Source organism: Psychroflexus maritimus (assembly GCF_011089875.1).
Taxonomy (GTDB): Bacteria; Bacteroidota; Bacteroidia; order Flavobacteriales; family Flavobacteriaceae; genus Psychroflexus; species Psychroflexus maritimus.
In genome coordinates, this window is sequence record NZ_JAANAS010000094.1 from 81,865 (window position 1) to 101,990 (window position 20,126).

Annotated in this window: 17 protein-coding genes and 1 pseudogene; 5 read left to right on the top strand and 13 right to left on the bottom strand. The window is 33.9% G+C overall.

Going from position 1 to position 20,126, the window contains the following annotated elements:
- The first annotated feature begins 61 nt into the window (after positions 1-61).
- Genes G7034_RS10740 through G7034_RS10755 form a run of 4 tightly spaced genes read left to right on the top strand, consistent with a single transcriptional unit; the run spans position 62 to position 3,857 of the window.
- Positions 62-1,027 carry a Gfo/Idh/MocA family protein gene (locus tag G7034_RS10740; protein WP_166400958.1) on the top strand — a complete coding sequence of 322 codons (966 nt, stop codon included), beginning with the start codon at positions 62-64 and terminating at the stop codon, positions 1,025-1,027.
- 23 nt (positions 1,028-1,050) lie between these two features.
- Positions 1,051-1,938: a 3-hydroxybutyryl-CoA dehydrogenase gene (locus G7034_RS10745; RefSeq protein ID WP_166400959.1), complete on the top strand. Its 888-nt coding sequence runs from the start codon at positions 1,051-1,053 to the stop codon at positions 1,936-1,938.
- Positions 1,938-3,176: a DUF1015 domain-containing protein gene (locus G7034_RS10750; RefSeq protein ID WP_166400960.1), complete on the top strand. Its 1,239-nt coding sequence runs from the start codon at positions 1,938-1,940 to the stop codon at positions 3,174-3,176. The genes G7034_RS10745 and G7034_RS10750 overlap by 1 nt, the downstream gene beginning before the upstream one ends.
- A gap of 27 nt (positions 3,177-3,203) precedes the next feature.
- A complete protein-coding gene (locus G7034_RS10755) occupies positions 3,204-3,857 on the top strand; it encodes an alpha/beta hydrolase (RefSeq protein WP_166400961.1) in 654 nt (217 codons plus the stop codon).
- Between the two features lie 14 nt (positions 3,858-3,871).
- Here the strand turns inward: G7034_RS10755 and G7034_RS10760 are convergent, their stop codons facing one another.
- Positions 3,872-4,696, bottom strand: a complete 825-nt coding sequence (locus tag G7034_RS10760) for a thymidylate synthase (RefSeq protein ID WP_166400962.1) — start codon at positions 4,694-4,696, stop codon at positions 3,872-3,874.
- Positions 4,697-4,896: 200 nt separating this feature from the next.
- On the opposite strand from G7034_RS10760, the gene purL reads away from it, so the two are divergent.
- Positions 4,897-8,580: a phosphoribosylformylglycinamidine synthase gene (gene purL / locus G7034_RS10765; protein ID WP_166400963.1), complete on the top strand. Its 3,684-nt coding sequence runs from the start codon at positions 4,897-4,899 to the stop codon at positions 8,578-8,580.
- 264 nt (positions 8,581-8,844) lie between these two features.
- On the opposite strand, the pseudogene tnpA reads toward purL, so the two are convergent.
- The 12 genes and pseudogenes from tnpA to G7034_RS10825 form a co-directional block, all read right to left on the bottom strand.
- A pseudogene (gene tnpA / locus G7034_RS10770) lies at positions 8,845-9,275 on the bottom strand (IS200/IS605 family transposase).
- A 251-nt stretch (positions 9,276-9,526) separates the two neighbouring features.
- The gene (locus tag G7034_RS10775) at positions 9,527-9,964 is read right to left on the bottom strand and encodes a hypothetical protein (RefSeq protein ID WP_166400964.1); all 438 of its coding nucleotides are present in this window, start codon (positions 9,962-9,964) and stop codon (positions 9,527-9,529) included.
- Positions 9,964-10,335, bottom strand: coding sequence for a helix-turn-helix domain-containing protein (locus tag G7034_RS10780; protein ID WP_166400965.1), 372 nt, complete (start codon positions 10,333-10,335; stop codon positions 9,964-9,966). Before G7034_RS10780 ends, G7034_RS10775 begins: the two co-directional genes overlap by 1 nt.
- A 12-nt stretch (positions 10,336-10,347) precedes the next feature.
- A complete protein-coding gene (locus G7034_RS10785) occupies positions 10,348-10,536 on the bottom strand; it encodes a hypothetical protein (RefSeq protein WP_166400966.1) in 189 nt (62 codons plus the stop codon).
- Entirely contained in the window at positions 10,512-10,874 is a 363-nt protein-coding gene (locus G7034_RS10790; RefSeq protein WP_166400967.1) for a hypothetical protein, read from the bottom strand. Before G7034_RS10790 ends, G7034_RS10785 begins: the two co-directional genes overlap by 25 nt.
- Before the next feature lie 70 nt (positions 10,875-10,944).
- Positions 10,945-13,443: a DUF4268 domain-containing protein gene (locus G7034_RS10795; RefSeq protein WP_166400968.1), complete on the bottom strand. Its 2,499-nt coding sequence runs from the start codon at positions 13,441-13,443 to the stop codon at positions 10,945-10,947.
- A 184-nt stretch (positions 13,444-13,627) separates the two neighbouring features.
- On the bottom strand, positions 13,628-15,088 hold the full coding sequence (locus G7034_RS10800) for an ATP-binding protein (RefSeq protein ID WP_166400969.1): 1,461 nt from the start codon (positions 15,086-15,088) through the stop codon (positions 13,628-13,630).
- 22 nt (positions 15,089-15,110) lie between these two features.
- Positions 15,111-16,454, bottom strand: coding sequence for a restriction endonuclease subunit S (locus G7034_RS10805; RefSeq protein ID WP_166400970.1), 1,344 nt, complete (start codon positions 16,452-16,454; stop codon positions 15,111-15,113).
- A complete protein-coding gene (locus G7034_RS10810) occupies positions 16,444-16,593 on the bottom strand; it encodes a hypothetical protein (RefSeq protein ID WP_223177622.1) in 150 nt (49 codons plus the stop codon). The genes G7034_RS10805 and G7034_RS10810 overlap by 11 nt, the downstream gene beginning before the upstream one ends.
- Before the next feature lie 25 nt (positions 16,594-16,618).
- Complete coding sequence (locus G7034_RS10815; RefSeq protein ID WP_166400972.1) at positions 16,619-17,746, bottom strand: PDDEXK nuclease domain-containing protein; 1,128 nt, start codon at positions 17,744-17,746, stop codon at positions 16,619-16,621.
- Positions 17,736-19,376 carry an HsdM family class I SAM-dependent methyltransferase gene (locus G7034_RS10820; RefSeq protein WP_166400973.1) on the bottom strand — a complete coding sequence of 547 codons (1,641 nt, stop codon included), beginning with the start codon at positions 19,374-19,376 and terminating at the stop codon, positions 17,736-17,738. Before G7034_RS10820 ends, G7034_RS10815 begins: the two co-directional genes overlap by 11 nt.
- 3 nt (positions 19,377-19,379) lie before the next feature.
- A complete protein-coding gene (locus G7034_RS10825; protein WP_166400974.1) occupies positions 19,380-20,117 on the bottom strand; it encodes a hypothetical protein in 738 nt (245 codons plus the stop codon).
- Between the last annotated feature and the right edge of the window lie 9 nt (positions 20,118-20,126).

The window sequence follows — 20,126 nt, forward strand, 5'->3', positions numbered from 1 at the left end:
AATTTTGACAATAGTTCAATTAAAAAAAAAGAAATCCTATTTTTGTGGAAAATCATTAAAAATGTTGAAAGTAGGAGTTTTAGGTGCTGGCCACTTAGGAAAGATTCACTTAAGGTTATTAAATGAATCTAAAAAATACCAGTTGATTGGTTTTTATGATACTAATCCAAATTATGCTAACGAAATTGAAAAAGAATTTGGGTATTTGTTTTTTGATAATTATGAAAATTTACTGAATGAAGTAGATGTTATTGATATTGTAACCCCTACCCTTTCGCATTTCGAAATGGCTAAAAAAGCTATTGAAGCAGGCAAACACGTGTTCTTAGAAAAACCCATTACCAACACTGTTGAAGAAGCTGAACAACTAATTCAATTAGCACAAAAACACCAAGTAAAAGGTCAAGTTGGTCACGTGGAAAGGTTTAATCCTGCGTTTACTGCGGCGGCTCCAAAAATTGAAAATCCAATGTTTATTGAAACCCATAGGTTGGCAGAATTTAACCCAAGAGGTACAGATGTACCCGTGGTTTTAGATTTAATGATTCACGATATTGATGCCATTTTAAGTGTTGTAAAATCGAAAGTTAAAAAAGTGAATGCCAGTGGTGTTTCTGTGATTTCTGAAACACCTGATATTGCCAATGCTAGAATTCAGTTTGAAAACGGTTGTGTCGCTAATCTTACTGCCAGTAGGATTTCTTTAAAGAATATGAGAAAATCAAGATTCTTTCAGAAAGACGCTTATATTTCAGTTGACTTTCTTGAAAAACAGACCGAAGTAGTCAAAATGAAAGACGCCCCTAATCAGCCAGGCGATTTTGATATGATTTTACAAAATGCTGAAGGTGTAAAAAAACAAATCTACTTTGATAATCCAGAAATTGGAGCAAATAACGCCATTCTTGATGAATTAGAAACTTTTGCTAATGCCATTAACAACAACACCACTCCCATAGTGAGTCTTGAACAAGGAACAGAAGCCTTGCGCGTTGCTAAAATGGTAATCCATGCTTTTAATGAATAAAAATGTAAATAAAATAAATAGATATGAAAAATATAACAGTAATTGGTGCAGGAACAATGGGAAACGGAATTGCGCACACCTTTGCACAATTTGGCTACCAAGTAAGTTTAGTTGATGTTTCACAAGAAAGTCTTGACCGTGGTGTAGCAACCATCACCAAAAACTTAGATAGAATGTTAGCTAAAGAAAAAATTTCTGAAGCCAACAAACTAGATACCTTAAACAACATAAGCACGTTTACCGATTTAAAAGAAGGCGCTAAAAATGCAGATTTAGTAGTTGAAGCTGCTTCAGAAAATGAGAAAATTAAACTAGATATCTTTAAAACCTTAGATGAAGTTTGTCCTTCAGAAGCTATTTTGTCAAGCAATACAAGTTCTATTCCTATTACCAAAATTGCAGCAGTAACTAACCGTCCTGCGCAAGTTATTGGAATGCACTTTATGAACCCTGTTCCTATTATGAAATTGGTAGAAATTATACGTGGTTACAATACCAGCGATGAAACTACCAACAAGATTATAGAAATGTCTAAGCATTTAAAAAAAGTGCCTACCGAAGTAAACGATTACCCTGGTTTTGTAGCTAATCGTATTTTGATGCCAATGATTAATGAAGCTATTGAAACACTTTACACAGGAGTTGCCGGCGTAGAAGAAATTGATACAGTAATGAAATTAGGAATGGCTCACCCAATGGGCCCTTTGCAATTAGCAGATTTTATTGGACTTGATGTTTGTTTGTCTATTCTTGAAGTAATGTACGACGGATTTAAAAACCCAAAATACGCACCTTGTCCATTGTTAGTAAATATGGTAAGAGCAGGTAAAATGGGGGTGAAATCTGGAGAAGGGTTTTACGATTATAGTGAAAGCAGAAAAGCAGAAAAAGTTTCGCAACAATTTAATTAATGCCAAAAGTAAAAGCATTTAAAGCTACTCGCCCTTCACGGGATAAAATAAGTCTAGTTGCCTCTCGTCCGTATGAAAGTTATACCAAAGCAGAACGAGAGGCAAGATTAGACCACAACCCTTTTTCCTTTCTTCATATTGTTAATCCTGGTTACAAATACCGCAAAGAAATCTCGGGAAGAAAAGCTTTCAGTCTTGTGAAAAATAGGTTTGAAGAATTTAAAGAAGAGGGATCGTTTATAAATGAAAAGAAACCGTGTATATATCTTCATCAAATTGTGTTGCGAAATACCCTAAAATTTACAGGATTTATAGCTTGTTGCCATGCTGAAGATTACAAAAACAATCAGATTAAAATTCACGAAGATACTATTCAATCTAAAGTAAATCTTTTTTCTGAATATCTGAAAACTGTTAAGTTCAATGCCGACCCTGTATTAATTACTTATCCTAACCACAAGGGTTTAGATGAATTGGCAAATGCAAAAATAAAAGAAAGACCGGAGTATGAGTTCACAACTACTTCTAGAGAAACCCATTATTTGTGGCTAATTGATGATGATGAAAGTATTCAAAAGATTGAAGCAGAATTTGAAGCCATGCCTACCTTTTATTTAGCCGATGGGCATCACCGATTTTCATCCTCATTTCAGCTTGCTGATAAAATGGCAAAGGAAAATCCTAATCATACAGGAGATGAAGATTACAACTTTGTAATGAGTTATTTAATTCCTGAATCGCAATTAAAAATACTTGAGTTTAATCGTTTAATTAAAGACCTAAACGGATTAAGTAAAGAAGAGTTTCTTATTCAATTGGATGAAAACTTCCGTATTGAAAATCGGGGTCAGCATTATTACAAACCAACGCAGAAGCATCATTTTAGCATGTATTTAGACGGCGAATTTTACTCGCTTTACCTACGAAAAAAAAATCTGAATTTTACAGATGCGCTTGCCGCTTTAGACGCACAAATCTTATATCACTTTGTATTGCAACCAATCTTAGGGATTCAGGATTTAAGAAATAATGAACGTATTGCTTACGCGCAAGGTCAAAAAGAAATGGCTTATGTGAAAGGAAATGTTGATATTGAAAAATTTCAAGTTGGCTTTGGTATGTTTCCTTGCGCTATTGAAGAAATTAAAACCATTGCCGATCAGGGTTTAAAAATGCCTCCTAAAACAACCTATATTTTACCTAAACTTAGAAGCGGAGTTACTATTCATGAATTTTAATTCAAATTTTACAAGTAAATAATTCAAATGAAATCAGTTACCGAAAAACAAGCTACTTACCAACATACAAATACTTACTCCTGCCTTTTTGAACCGAATCAGGAAACTAAAAATTATTGGTTAGCTTGTCATGGTTTAGGTTACTTAAGTAAATATTTTATTCGCTATTTCAGATTTTTAAAGAAAGACAAAAATTATATTGTTTGTCCGCAAGCACCTTCAAAGTATTACCAAGGAAATGACTTTAAATATGTAGGGGCTTCTTGGTTAACCAAAGAAAATACAGCACTAGAAACGCAAAATGTTATTCGCTATTTAGAAAAGGTTTATCAACTAGAGCAACCTACTACTTCACAAACTAAGTTTTTCTTAGGATATTCGCAAGGGGTTTCTGTGCTTTTACGATGGATGGCACAAAACAAAAGGCAATGCCATCATTTAATTATTCATTCAGGTAGTATTCCAAACGAATTAACCACTTCAGATTTTGTATATTTAAATGATTCAACAAAAGTGCATTTAGTTTATGGAAACCAAGATGAATATATCCATTCAGAGAAGCTAACACAACAGCTTCGTTTGGCCAATGATTTATTTGGAAATCGGCTTGACATTCATAAATTTGAAGGTAATCATCAAGTTTCTACAGAATTCATTAAAAAAATAGCATCAGAAAACTAAACCTCCTTTAGAAATTAAATAGCTACTTTAGCTTTTATCCCAGGATGTGGATTATACCCAACTAACTCAAAATCTTCATAGGTAAAATCAAAAATGCTTTTAACATCAGGATTAATATTCATAGTAGGTAAAGGTTTTGGCGCTCTACTCAACTGCAACTCTACCTGTTCAAAGTGATTGTTGTAAATATGAACATCACCAAAGGTATGCACAAAATCGCCATACTCCAATCCGCAGACTTGCGCCATCATCATACACAAAAGCGCATACGAAGCTATATTAAACGGTACTCCTAAAAAAACATCAGCACTTCGTTGATACAACTGACAAGACAATTTATTATTGGCTACATAAAACTGAAAAAAAGCGTGACAAGGAGGAAGCGCTGCTTTTCCGTTAGCTACATTTTCAGCAAAAGAAACCGAAGTATCAGGCAGTACGCTTGGATTCCATGCGGCTACTAACATTCTTCTGCTATTCGGATTTTTCTTTAGGGTTTCAACAATCTCAGCAATTTGGTCAATCCCTTCATTATTAAAATTCCTCCATTGATGTCCATAAACAGGTCCTAAATCGCCATTATCATCTGCCCATTCATTCCAAATTCTAACGCCGTTTTCCTGAAGATAGTTAATGTTAGTATCTCCTTTTAAAAACCAAAGCAACTCATGAATAATCGATTTTAAATGTACTTTTTTAGTGGTTACTAAAGGAAAACCTTTTTGTAAATCAAAACGCATTTGATAACCAAAAACACTCTTGGTGCCAGTTCCGGTGCGGTCTCCCTTTTGAACTCCTTCAGCTAAAATATGGTTTAGTAAGTCGTGGTATGCTTGCATGGTAAAATCTTTTGGTAAAAGTAAAAATTAATATTAAACACTTTTATTAAAAATTGATTTTTTTGAAACAGCAAAAAACATAAAAGAAATAAAAAATTAGCTAGCTTAAAGCTGATCAACTAAATAGTAAAAAAATAAGCCTGTGATATAAATTTATTGTATTTTTGAGCGCATAAAAATAGGAATCAAATTTTTGTGCAATGATACATTTCTTTCAAGCTGAAACCTCTAAATTTTACTGCGTTCAATCAGAAAATAGACCCGATTTTGAAACCATCAAAAAATTAAAATGGCTATTTGGTAACGCCAGTTTTATTGATCAAAAAGAAATTGAAGGTCTATTTGTTGGACCACGAGCCGCAATGATTACTCCATGGTCCACTAACGCAGTTGAAATCACCCAAAACATGGGAATTGTTGGTATTGAGCGTATTGAAGAGTTTCATGCCTTTAAGATCGAAGCTGATTTTGACCCAATGTTATTTCAACAATACAACAATCTTCACCAAGAAATCTTTAGGATTAATATTCAGCCTGAGGAAATTAAGTTAGTAGATGATATTGCCACCTACAACCAACAGGAAGGTTTAGCTTTAAGTGATGAAGAAGTTTCTTATTTAAATGATCTTTCTAAGCGTATTGGAAGAAAATTAACCGATGCTGAAGTCTTTGGCTTTTCGCAAGTAAATTCTGAACACTGCCGACACAAAATTTTCAACGGAACTTTTATTATTGATGGTAAAGAAAAACCATCTTCATTGTTCAAGTTAATTAAAAAAACTTCTGAAGAAAATCCTAATGAAATTGTTTCTGCTTACAAAGATAATGTAGCCTTTATCAATGGCCCTAAAGTAGAGCAATTTGCTCCAAAAAGCCCTGATATTCCTGATTTTTATCAAGCTAAGGAATTTGAATCTGTAATTTCTCTGAAAGCAGAAACGCACAACTTCCCTACCACAGTAGAACCTTTTAATGGTGCGGCAACAGGAAGTGGAGGCGAAATTAGAGATCGTTTAGCTGGCGGTAAAGGCTCTCTTCCTTTAGCAGGAACGGCAGTCTATATGACTAGCTATTCGCGTTTAGAAGAAAACAGAAACTGGGAAAAAGCTTTTCCTGCCAGAAAATGGCTTTATCAAACTCCTTTAGATATTTTGATTAAAGCTTCTAATGGTGCTTCCGATTTTGGAAATAAATTTGGCCAACCCTTAATTTCAGGATCGGTATTAACCTTTGAACACCAAGAAAATAAAACTTCACTGGGTTTTGATAAAGTTATTATGTTAGCCGGTGGAATAGGCTACGGAAAAAAAGACCAAGCCTTAAAAGATGTTCCCAAAAAAGACGAAGATATTATCATTTTAGGCGGTGATAATTACCGTATAGGCATGGGTGGTGCAGCCGTTTCTTCTGCTGATACAGGCGAATTTGAAAGTGGCATTGAACTCAACGCCATACAACGTTCTAACCCAGAAATGCAAAAACGTGCCGCCAACGCCATTCGAGGAATGGTAGAAAGTGAAGAAAACAGCATTACCTCAATCCATGACCATGGAGCTGGTGGACATTTAAATTGTTTAAGCGAATTGGTGGAAGATACCGGCGGAAAAATAGATTTAGCCAAACTTCCTGTAGGCGATCCAACACTTTCTGCTAAAGAAATTATTGGCAATGAGTCGCAAGAACGAATGGGCTTGGTGATGCCTGCCGAAGAAGCTAACAAGTTACAACGCATTGCAGAACGTGAGCGCGCTCCGATGTACCGCGTTGGAAAAGTAACTAACAATCATAAATTTACCTTTGAAAGTTCAAAGAATGGAGAAAAACCAATGGATTTGATGCTTTCGGATATGTTTGGAAGTTCGCCTAAAACCATCATGAAAGACGAAACTCTAAAAACAGACTTTGCTAAAGTTTCTTATGATAAGGCTCAACTTTTAACATATTTAAAAGAAGTGCTTCAATTAGAAGCGGTAGCCTGTAAAGACTGGTTGACGAATAAAGTAGATCGGTGTGTAAGCGGTCGCGTAGCCAAGCAACAAACCTGTGGAAGCTTGCAAATTCCGTTGAACAACTGTGGCGTAATGGCCTTGGATTATAACGGTAAACACGGAGTAGCAACTTCGGTTGGTCACTCCCCTATTTCGGGGCTTATTGACCCGGTTGCGGGTGCTAAAAATTCGATTGCTGAAGCTTTAACTAATTTGGTTTGGGCACCCTTGGAAAAAAATTTGAAGTCAGTTTCACTTTCTGCAAACTGGATGTGGCCGTGTAAAAACCCCGGGGAAGACGCACGACTTTATGAAGCAGTTGAAGCCGTTTCTCAATTTGCTATTAATCTTGGAATTAATGTTCCTACGGGTAAAGATTCGCTTTCTATGAAGCAAAAATACCCAAGCAAGGAAGTGATTTCTCCAGGTACGGTAATTATTTCAGCCGCCGGTCATTCTGATGATATCACAAAAGTGATTGAACCTGTTATGCAAGCCAATGAAAAAATTTACTATATCAATTTATCAAAAGATGAATTTGTTCTTGGTGGTTCTTCTTTTGCCCAAATTAGAAATGCCATTGGAAAAAAAGCCCCATCTATAAAAGATGATGCCTATTTTGCTAAAGCTTTTAATGCTATTCAAACGGCTATCAAACAAGATTTGGTTTTAGCTGGTCATGATATTTCTTCAGGTGGACTGATTACCGCCTTGTTAGAAATGTGTTTTCCTGAAAATAATATTGGTGCTTCGGTTGATTTGGATGTTTTAAAAGAAAAGGATTTAATTAAAGTTCTTTTTGCTGAAAATGCTGGTGTTTTGCTTCAATTAAAAGAAGCAGCAGTAAAACTTCTGAAGGGAGAAGGAATTGAATTGCTAGAATTAGGGGCTTCAACTGAAACGAAACAACTTCAATTGAAACATTCATCTGAAGAGTTAAGTTTTGATATTGATGAAATGCGTGATGTTTGGATGAAGACTTCGCATTTACTAGACCGCAATCAAAGTGGTATTGAAAAAGCAGATGAACGTTATAAAAACTATAAAAATCAAGCCTTAAATTTTAGGTTTCCGAATAATTTTACTGGAAAATTAAACGATGATTTCTTACAATTAAAAGACAAAAAAGACTCTAAAATTAAAGCTGCTATTATTCGTGAAAAAGGTTCTAATTCTGAGCGAGAAATGGCACGTGCTTTATACTTAGCTGGTTTTGATGTAAAAGATGTACACATGACCGATTTAATGTCGGGTAGAGAAACTCTAGAAGATATTCAACTGATTGCTGCCGTAGGGGGGTTTTCTAATTCAGATGTGTTGGGAAGTGCCAAAGGTTGGGCAGGTTCATTCTTGTATAATGAAAATGCCAAAAATGCATTAACCAACTTTTTCAACCGCGAGGACACACTTTCTTTAGGGGTCTGTAATGGATGTCAGTTGTTTATTGAATTAGGTTTAATCAATTCTGAAGATAAGGAAAAACCGAGAATGTTGCATAATGATAGTCATAAGTTTGAATGTAATTTTACTTCGGTAAAAATTCAGGAAAATAATTCTGTGATGCTTCAAAATTTAGCAGGAACACAATTGGGAATTTGGGCAGCACACGGCGAAGGAAAATTTAGCTTTCCTCATGCTGAAGAACATTACAATATTGTAGGGAAGTACGGCTATGAAGGCTACCCCGCAAACCCCAATGGTTCGGATTTTAATACAGCTATTTTAACAGATTCAACCGGTCGTCATTTAGTGATGATGCCACATTTGGAGCGATCAATTTTTCAATGGAATTGGGCGCATTACCCAAAAGGCAGAAAAGATGAAATAACGCCCTGGCTGAAAGCTTTTGTGAATGCAAGGGTTTGGTTGGAGGAAATACACCAAAAGAAGAATTAATAAGTGCTTTTTAGAAAATAAAAGATTAATTTTTTCAAAAAAAGTTATTTAGTAAATAAATGCTATTCAAATCTACAAGGATTTAGGTTCTTATACTTTCTATTCAGAAAAAGCTTCTTAAAAGCTCATTCTGACTTAATAAATAATTTAATTTCAAGTGCAGGAGGATATAAAAATAAAGGAGTTAGAATTGTAAAGGAAACTAAATCACTATGGACTTGAAGTCCATAGGTTTTATCCTGACTGAAAGTCAGCTGTACGTGATTACTCAAGTATAAAATTATCTGAGTCATTACCTGATTTCCGATGATGCTCCAAGTATTCACTTACCATTTCATCAGTTATTTTGCCTGTACTCCAACATCCCAAACCTATTGCCCAAAAATAGCTGCCCCAATAGCGCTTTTGTAATTTTGGAAACTTTTGTTGGAGTTTTCTTGAGCTTCTGTCTTTTAGCTTTTTTACTAAAGTGCTGATATCTTGCGAGGGTCGATACTCTAAATGCATGCGAATATGATCTTTACTGACAACTGCTTTAATATACAAATACCTTCGGCATCACAAAATTGAATCAGAATCTCACGACAAGGCTTCTAAACATCTTCATTTAAAACTGAATAGCAATACTTGGTGCTCCAAACCAAGTGCACTGTTAATCTCGAAACAGGATGTCCATTTGCCCATTGATTATTCATACAACAAAGTTAAGTATTTTTAGAAGCTAAAGCGAAATGCACTAAAGTGCCTAGTTTTAACTATTTTTGAGACCAATAAAAACCAATATTGCGGTAGCAGTGGTTTTGTATTTCCAGCAGTGAACACTATCAGGATATCTAATCCTGCTTAAAAAATAAAAGCACTAAGCTTTTGTAAGTGAAGGATGAAACTATTATTTCTCAAGAACAATGGTTTATCATAAATTACAAAATCAGGTAATGAATTGAAGTTAGCTATTTTTAATTCTTAAATCAAGTATTTTAGAAGGAGAAACTACAGGAAGAATGAGTTTACAAAAGTTGGTTTCTTGTAGTTGTTGATAGATAATTCCCCTAGCTGTAGAAAAGCTAATACCTAGCAAAGTTGCTATAAATTGACCTGAAAAAATGGGAATGTTTTTGTCTTGATCCAGTTCGTAATGGTCTTTTAAATCTTCGATTTGAAAATAAAAGTCGATATGATATTTAATCCCAATTTCTTTGGTGGAAAGTAAATTGATGAAGAGCTCAATTTTAATGCGCTCATCATCTAAGTTATGTTTTGTGTTGTGAGCAACATTAAATTCAAAATTCAAATTTTTGTTGATGGTATCATCATTGATGTAAGTGCTAACTACTTCAATGTGATTGAGCTTAATTCTTTCAGGTATAATGGCACTTGTTTTCATTAAACTGCTTCTTGTGTATAATGACTTATTTCGTAATTATCTTTAGCGGTAGAATAGCTTTCTTGATTCCCTTCAATCATACCCAAGTAAATGTAATTGGGCTCAGGATTCATTAAGTCAACACCTAATGCAATTTCCATTTTAGTAATGCTTTTAAGCGTTAGGTTATGCGTACCTGACAACCATTTAGAAACTTCTGATGGTTTTTTGCCCAACATTTCAGCAAATACAGTTTTCTTAATCCCCCTATTTTTTAGAATTACACAAACTTGCTGTGTAATTTCAAGGTTACGTTCAATAAAGCGATCAATTTCTGGGTTCTTATTTTCTTCTAACCAGTTATCTAGTTTGTTTTCTTCAGGAAACTTCATAGTTTTTAGTTTTTAGTACTCAAGTAAAAAATCTTCATCACAGGTAATTAGTGTATCTTCTTCAATCCATCTAATATCTTTGTCACGAAAAGCTTGGTCTATTCCTTTTGTAAGTGCATTTGCCAATTCAAAATGTGGTTTTACGTTTGGACAATCTTGTGCTTTTTTTGCTGTTTTTAAATCTCCACTAAAAAGGAACACGACTTTGGGGCATTTGCTCTTAGACAATATAGTCTTAGATTGTTTGCTTTCTTTTTTCCAAATTCTATATAATAAGGTTCTCGGTCTTTGCCAATAGGTGGTAGGGCTGATGCGTCTGCATATTTTGCTTCATTTCTAAAAAAACGTTGTTGTGCTCCATACTTTTCTCCAATTTCTTGCATCCATTTTTGGATATGATATAATTTTTCCAAATTTTCATTTGTATTTTTTTCCACAAACTCTTCATATAGTGTTTGCTCATCTTCTTCTAAACAAACAGAATAATAGGCAACCTGTTTGAATTTGAATAAAGCTTTAATACGTGCAAATTTATTCACTTTTGGGTTAATTTACAAATTAATTTCACTTTTAGGTTAATTTTATGTATTGCTATATCTATAAATCCAATTACAAACTAACTATATAATTTTCAAACGCCTCCTTCAGCTTAGGTAAATGCTCTATAAAAAATTCATCAATCTGTTCCCAGTCATCTTCGTTGTATAGGTTCAAGTTTGTATCTTCAAACTTAATTCTACTCATTTTACTGTCGGGAAGTAGCTCCCATTCTAATTGGTTACCGAAGATGTTTTCTATTTCCGTTTTGTTTTTCTCTAGCTTTTTGAAGTAAATTTTATTGGTGTCTTTATTTGAGCTTCCAAGAGTTAACTCAATTCTAGCATATTTTCTTGAAATAACCATGGTATAAGCTACTCCTGTTTTGCCTGCACCTGTACTCAGCCAATGATCTTTGGATGGCTTTACATTACTAAAAAGTTCGGTGTTTTCTAGCTTTCCTAAAATTCTAGTCCAATAATCTTGTCTTATTTTGTGTCTGTTTTTGCTTACAGCATTTGAAGCATTATCTTGGTATTTAATCGTTAATTCGTCCTCCATATCAAATAAGACGAGTAATTTTTTTAGGTAACCAAATTTTGATTTACTATCAATATTAAACTCTGTAAAATAACCGTTTGCTATTTCAGAAGGAGTTCTGAATATATCTTCATTTTTTGAGACTTTGATGATATCCTGACTTTCAATTAGTAGTCTTGGATTCTTAGCCAGTAAAGATTTCAGTACATGATGGTACATCATCGCTACCGCTGATTCTTCGTATTTCGTGTCTTCAAAAATGAAGTATTCTAGCTTTTTATTGGTAGGGATATCGGCTTCAAAAATACTTACTTCTGCTGTTTCCTCTTCTTCTGGAATTTGTACATCTGGGTATTCCCAAATTTGTAGAAAGCGGTCATATATAATTTCAAATCGCTTTTTGTAGTTTTCTATATTCCATGTATCAAGAGATTTCAAAAAAGAATTCAGCCATAAGCGACTAAATTCATAACCCTGTTCACCTTTATTTTGATTCATGGCTTTTTTCTCCATAAAGGATTTATTACTCAACGCCCCATTGTTTCCTGAAAGCGTAAGATTGGCAATGGTGTTTAACTTGCGTTCTTTGAATAGAAAGTAGTCTTCATTACTAAGTGATTCTCTCCATTGCGGACTTGGATTACGAGGAAATATATGTTCGATTGAAATCGTTGGATTGGCTGTATTTACATGTTCTTTATTATTGAAATTCTCTAATAACTCAAACAAGTAATTTTTGTTTTTTGTTTGGATATTATACAAATCCTTGTCGGCTAAAGCGGTTTTTATTTCTTGGTTATTGGGGAATTTTCCGCTTCCTCTTTTCTTATAGAGTGCTAAAACTAAAGACTCGTAATAATCTTCGGTATCTATTTCGGCATATAAGGACATAAACACCTTATTGAGTGCATTAGTAGGCAAACCAACAATAAACCTTCGCCATGTGTAGGATTGAACAAGTTTCAACACATTTACTAAAGTAGTATTGTCAATAATACCATTGTCGACATCTTCAAAAACTTGCAATAAAAACGGATAAGCAACATTTATTTCTAGGCGAGAAATGTATGTTAGCTCTTTTTTGATGGCTTCATTTTTTACTGTACTCGGATTGACAAACTTCTTGTAATGAACAGAAAATGCCTTGATGTTTTCTAATTCTACGTGGTAATCTTCATCTTTCGCCTGGTAGCGATTTTTAAATTCTTGATATACCTTGCTTTTCTTTGGAATTTTCTTTGTTTTCAAAGTAAGATAATCTCTTATGTATTCAGAAACCAAGGATTTTTGTTTGGTGATATCACGAGCATTATTTTCAATGGGATTCCAGATTTCTTCAAAAATCTTTTGTTGTTGTTTGGGTTCTAAATCCATTAAAATATAGTTTCTGATTAAATCTGATTGCGATAAATCTAAACCAGTGGAATTTAAACTTTCAAAAATGCGTTGCGGGTCGTCTTTTCCTCGTTCCAAGGATATTTCAACAAAAATTAATTTTCTTAAACCGTTTAAAATTAGCGAGAAATTGTCATCGGTGATTTCTTTTAGAAAAAAGTTGAAGTTTTCAATCACGTTAGAATAACCATCATAAGTGGCTTCGGTGTGGTGCATGATAGCTTTGAACGCCAATGAATTACTATCGGTTTGTTTCAATTTTAATTTACTGGATTCTTGCTGAACATATTGATTGGTCAAATACAAATTATAGAGCATCTCAGTCTCGTTTCTGCTGTTTTCTTTAGCAAATCGGTATAATGCGACATATAAGATGTTGAGCGTTGTTAATCGTTGTTGTCCGTCTATAATTACGAGTTCTTTTACTTCCTTAGTGCTGTAAGCACCTTCATGAATAAACACAATACTTCCAATAAAGTTAGAAATGCGTTCTTCCTGACTTACTTCTAAAATATCACGTAAAAGTTTCCTGCATTCCGTAACCGTCCAATCGTAATTACGCTGATACACAGGAATGATAAATTGCACATTCTGGGCTTTTAAGAAGTCGTTGATGGGGAGTTGGGTTGCGATCATGTGGTTTTGGTTTTTTGAAAGCTAATTCTATTAAATAGCAAAAATCTGTATATCAGTGTTTTGTGTTTTTTTTCCGAATTCTAATTAAATAAGATTAAATTTCATTTCCGTTTTATAATTAAATAAAAAGTGTTTGATTTACAGGGTCTTAAATAGTTTTTCCATTTTATAATTAAATAAAACATTACGCCCAATAAGGTATATAAATACTAAACTTTTTAGAAACGTTATCAGGGTCTTTTGCTTTTATTCTACCTGCTTCAATCGCTTCTTTTATGAGCAATGAAATTTGTGCTGCTTGCTTATCGTGCATACCAAATCGTTTTCTTAATGAAGTATTGTTAAACCCACCGCTTCCATAATATTCTATGATACTGTGTTGGTAACAAGCTTCTATTCTTTCTTCATTAGTCATATCTGCATATTTTTTAGGAGCAAACATGGTTACTTTGAAGGAGTTTTCTAATTCTTCGAATTTTAATGGCGGTAGTCCAAACAGTTCAATAGCAATAACTGCTTTTTCAAAACCTGAGCCTCTCTCTTCACAAATGTTATAGCGTCTAAATGCAGATGCTAAAATTTCATTTCTCGATTCAGGAGTTGTTCGAATTAGTCTATCTATTTTTTTAGATGGCAATAACTTACCAGGATTTGAAAATACAATCCTATCTTCAAAAATTTCTATCATTGGACCAGAACCTCTAATTGTAAAGTCCTGGTGAATAAGAATATTGGCTATTAACTCTCTAATTGCTTTTTCTGGGTATAGCGCAGTATCTACTCTTAATGCATTTTTAATAACCTCACTATCCTGTAATAGTCCTTGAACGAATTGAATTAAGGCTTCAAAACCAACTGCATAACCTTTTCTGCCAGGAAACTCTTTACTTGAGCCTGCCTTGTTTTTTCCTTCATACTTTATCAGACGTACAGCTTTTCTAGTGAGCCCATCGAATTTTGCTAAATCTTTAGCCGCAGCTATTGCTCCAAAATTTGTAATGTAAAAGCCTTTGCCATCTACATCTACAAGCATTTTTTCGTCAACTAGCCAGTTTAAAATCTCCTTAATATCGGTAGGTACGGGCTTTTTTAGTAGCTCTAATATTTTATCATATTCTAATAAAGTTAGCACTTCTATTTCTGTTAACAGTTTTGAAGCATGAAGTTCTTCCCAAGTTGGGGTCTTACTGTTTAACATTAAAGCTCCTACGTCTTGTCTAGAAGCTTTTCTTGTTGTACCACCACTTCTTATAAAACTTTGTTCTAAATTTTTACCAGCAATATGAACAGGCTTTACAGCACTTTCTTGAATGTAAATAAGTAGTATTTCTTTTCCCCTATAGGTTTCAATAGAATGATCTATTCTAACCAATGGGTCAACACCATCTCTACATAAAGATGATAAGCGCTCAACTATATTATCCGCTTCATCTTTTTGAATACCTATGACTGATGCAGTTCTGTTTTCAATACCAAAAGCCAAAAAACCACCTCCTGGTAAATTAGCAAAAGCTGAAATATGTTGACACAATTTATCATTCTTGGGCGATAAGTCTTCCTTCCAATCAATTTCATTTAATTCAGAAGGTACTTTACCTAAAGACTTTTCTAAATACATTAATGCTTTTGATATCCAATTTTTCATTTTATTTATTTTTTACTTTCTCTCAATCCTCCGCAACCACCCCCAATTCACTATCTCCACTACTCTGATATTCCATAGCATCACCAACACTAACCTGCCCATTCATCAACATCGGTAATAACCAATCCCGTAAGTCAGCGAGTTTTTGGTTTTCTAAAATAGTATTATCAATGCGTTTTAAAATTGGCTTGATTTTATTTGTAAATTGAAAAAGTAATTTATCATCAGGAAGTGCTATTTTACACCATTCGACACCTTTAAGATTTAAGTGTAACACCAAAGTCCCAGATGCAAAATGCTTTATGTATTCATGATAAGGCTTAGAATTAAAAAAGAAATTTAAAAAGTAGAGTAAGTCTTGATTATTTACTTCAACCTTCGCTGTATCGCATGAAATTAATAGGTCTCTGTCATCAAATATTTCTGGCACAAAAAAAGATTTTCCAATTATATCTGCATTTCTTGTTACGTCTGTTATTGCAATTATTAGATCATTTGCTTTTACAATCTTTGATTTGTTATATTTTCCAGAATATTTTTTTAATCCTTTATTTTTGTATCTACCATCGAGATTAAATGAGTTCAAATTAATCAGCGGAACACCTTCTTTGTCTTTTATTTCACTGCTTCTGTAAGATATACCACGTTGAAAATCTAAAACATCCCCCAAACTCTTCACTTCCCACCCCTCAGGAATCTCCCGTTTCAATTCGTCATTATACACCATTTTACCACCAGAAGATTTATAAGGCTTTCCTTGTATGGCTCCCCCTTCGGGGGTTGGGGGGCTTGGGAAATCAAACTGCACAAACCAATACTCATACAGGCTTTTTGCCATGGCTTCTAACTTGGCGTTGATTTGGTTATTGACTTCTATTTTAGCATCTAAATCAGATAATACTTTGGCGATTTGTTTTTGATAATTAACATCAGGAAACGGTAATTCAAAATTTTTCAAAGTGTTTTCATTAACTCTTTGTCTTCCTGATGTTCCTTCCATACAACTTATAGCTCTTTTTCTAAAAGTTGGACTAATACTGAGATAGTAAACATAATGAGGATCAGTTAATTTAGTAGATCTAAGTACTATAAATTCAGATGAACCAAAGGCTACTTCACCTTCATTTAAAATATCTACATAAGCTGTTTTCCCATTCTCTAAACAAGGTGTAATTTTTGCCACTAAAACATCTTCATTCCTAAATTTAGGACCAGCTTTAAATTCTTCAATTTCAAATCCATTTATTTTTTTTTGAAATTCCTTGAGATTACCCATAGGAATTTTTTTGTGTAAATCTCCCTTTATCAGCGATTCCTTTGGGTTAAAATTAATTGCCTTTTTAAGTAAAATCTTTTTAACCTTCATATTTCAAACTCTTCAAATTACTTTTTATCTCATCTTCCAACCGACTACTTTCCGCAAACAACTCGCTTAAATCGGTTTCAAATCGATTATATTTACTAACCACATCTTCAAGAAGAAACTGTTTAAATAATTTCATCATATTTAGGCATTTCAACTTCATTCGTTTATTGATTATCATCTTCATACATCTCATTATTTTCTTTCAATTCCTTTTCTATAAAGGCTTGAAGCACTTCTTTGCTTGGCAACTCTACCATGTATTTTGAAACAAAAATATCGTTGGATAAACCTGTTGTAGTGTATTCTACTAATGCATCGTTTTTACTAGCACATAAAATAATTCCAACAGGGGGAAAATCACCTTCGGTCATTTCATTTTTGCGGTAGTAATTCAAGTATAAATTCATTTGCCCTGCATCGGCATGGTCAAACTTGCCAATTTTTAAATCAATAAGTACATGGCATTTTAATATGCGATGGTAAAACACCAAATCTATACGGTAATGGGAATTGTCAAAGCTTATACGTTTTTGTCTAGCTTCAAAACAAAAGCCTCTACCCAATTCAGTTAAAAAAGCTTGCAAATGATTAATAATGGCATTTTCTAAATCAGATTCAGTATAGCTTGGTTTTTCTTCTAAGCCCATAAATTCTAACACATAAGGATTTCTAAGAATCTCTTCTGCTTTTTGTTGTTGGTTGCTAGAGAAATTTTTAAGTAGCTCTTGTTTGTTTTTAGATAAGCCTGTGCGTTCATAAAGCATCGTGTTAATTGCTCTCCCTAACTCACGTACCGCCCAATTGTTTTTTATGGTCTGTACTTCATAGAATTTTCTTTTAAGCGAGTCTTTAATATTGATTAATTCAATAAAATGGGAAAAACTTAAGCTATTTAGTAGCTCTTCTGGAGCTATATACAACGTATCGTTTGATGCATCTATAGATATTCCCGACGCTGTTGGGAATTTTCCTTTTAATGCCAACTGCGTTGATTCTAGTTTTTTAGTTACCGCTTTAAAAATCTCTGGATAGGTTAAGTAGAACTCCCTAAATCTATACAATTGTGTTTTTGAAATTCCTTTAAGGTGTTTTAAATTTTTAGCTAAAGATTTGATGGTTTCTTTTCCGTAGTTAGCCCGATCTGAACCATTTTGCTCGTATTCTACCAAGTAATAGCCAATAAGAATGTTTCGCATGGTAAGCGAAAAATTTATTTGTTGTGAAGCATACTTCTGACTTTCAAAATGAATGCTTTCTACTTGTAGAATTAGCGAATCAAAATTAAGACTCATACTTCAACTTTTTTAAATTACTTTTTATCTCACTTTCCAATCGTCTACTCTCTATAAACAACCCGTTTAAGTCTTTATCAAAACTTTGCATCTTCGTTTCAAATTCTTCAGCGGTAATATCGACATATTCAATTTTTACTTCAAAATATTGTCCGGCACTTAGGGAGTAGTTTTTAGCTTTAATTTCTTCATAATCCACTACTACAGAAAAGTCATCAACGGCTTCTTTATTGTTAAAGGTGTCTATGATTTTCTGTTCTTCAACTTCGCTTAAAACCGTTTTTTGGTTTTTGCCTTCTTTTACTTTTTCGCCTAAATTAGACGCATCTAAAAGAACGACTTTGCCATCGTTTTGCTTGTCTAAAAACACAATAGACACATTGGTTCCTGTAGTGGCAAAAATATTAGACGGCATACTTACTACGCCAGCCAACATTTTGTCTTTGACCATTCGTTCCCTAATTTTCTTATCCAAACCAGATTGAGCGGTGATAAATCCTGTAGGCACCACCACTGCGGCTTTTCCGTTTTTGTTTAAGGAATGCATGATGTGTTGTAAAAACAAATCGTAAATCGCCATGGCGCTCTTTTTCTTTTTCGGCACATTGGGTATGCCTGCAAAAAAGCGTTCGTTGTTCGCTTTGGTGTCCAAATCGTCTCGGTATTCGCTAAAATCCAGTTTAAAAGGCGGATTGGAAACGATGTAGTCAAAAGTCATTAGTGAGCCATCGTCTTTTTTGTGGTAAGGCGATAAAATGGTATTTCCCCGAATGATGTTTTGTAGCGAATGTACCAAGCCATTTAAAATCAAATTCAAGCGCAAGAGCTTCGATGATTTTTTAGAAACGTCTTGCGAGTAAATACTACATTTATCTTCACCAATGGCATGTGCTAAATTCATCAATAGTGTTCCCGACCCCGCACTAGGATCGTAACAGGTTACGTTTTGCACGTTTTCCTTTTCATCTACCATAATGGAAGCCATAATTTTGGCTACCGCATGTGGCGTGTAATATTCGGCATACGTAGCACCGCTATCATTGTTGTAATCTTTGATTAGGTATTCAAAAATGGTAGCGTAAAAGTCATATTTCTCATTAAAGATTTCTTCAAAACTAAAGGCGACTAACTTATTGATAATAGCTTTACAAAAAGCGTTGCGTTCTGAAGTTTCTACGATTTCACTAATGCGTTCAAATAAAGGTTCTTTGGAGCCCCCCGTAGTTTTTACCGCAAAAACTTCGTTGTTCTGGATAGCAATATCCATCATGGTATCGTCAAAAGTTTTAGCAAAATCGGGAGTGTTTTGTATGTCGAATAAATGCGCAATAAAATGATGGCGTTGCAAAACAGCCGTACTCGCTCCCAATTGAAGCGTGAGAAATTCATAGTCTTCATCAGACATGGCTTTCAGTTGGGCTTGCCATGCTTTGGGTTCTTTTGTGTCTAAATCTTTGTTGAGTTGTTTAATTTCGTAGGCAAATTTGTCATTTAAAAACTTGTACAAAAACACCTGTGTTATGATTTTGTATTCATCGCCATCGTTACCTAAACCGTAATTAGAACAGATTCCTTTGAGGTCGTCGATGAGGCTTTTAACTTGGGTTTGAAATTGTATGGTTGTGGTCATGTATTATTTTAAAATAAAATTTTGTGTTTCTAAATATTTAGCCCAACTACTCCAACTAAAAAAACTTGAAGTATGTTTTATTGCCACAAATGGAATATCAAAATCATCAGATTTTATCTTTCCTTTTCTCGCAAAATTATTTCCGATTTTAGTACACCATTTGGAATTAAAAGAATCATTGTCAATATCATCAATGTTAGTAGTACCTATAAATATGATTTTTTTAGGCTTTATAATCTTTATAGTATCTATTAAAGCATCAAATCCATTGTTAATAGAAATTTTATTAATAATTTCTCTTTGACTTCTATCTTTTAAAGGAAATTGAATTAACTCTGTGAAAGCAACAGAAGTCCAAACGTTTTCTTTGTCTTCGTAAGTAATATGCCTTTTGTTTAAAATTGCACGAGCAAAGTTTTCAGTCAGTCTTCTATACTTAGGAGCCATTCCTTTTTCTTTCCCATTTTGACTCCAATCACAAGTATGATGAAGACCTTGCTGATGAATTACCCAACGTGCGTACCTTTGATCTTCAACTTTTTTTTGAAGTTCTTTAAGTTCTTCGTCAGTTTTTCCATTTTTATCATAACCGTTATAAATACTCTCAGCTACAACTAAATATTTTTCATCTTGTTTTAAATAATTTGATCCAACCCATGGTAAATAATTTAGGCTATGGATTTTTTGAAGGTCATTATCTAAAGTGAAATCACAATATTCTTTATATTCCTTTTGACTCATAATGAAGTA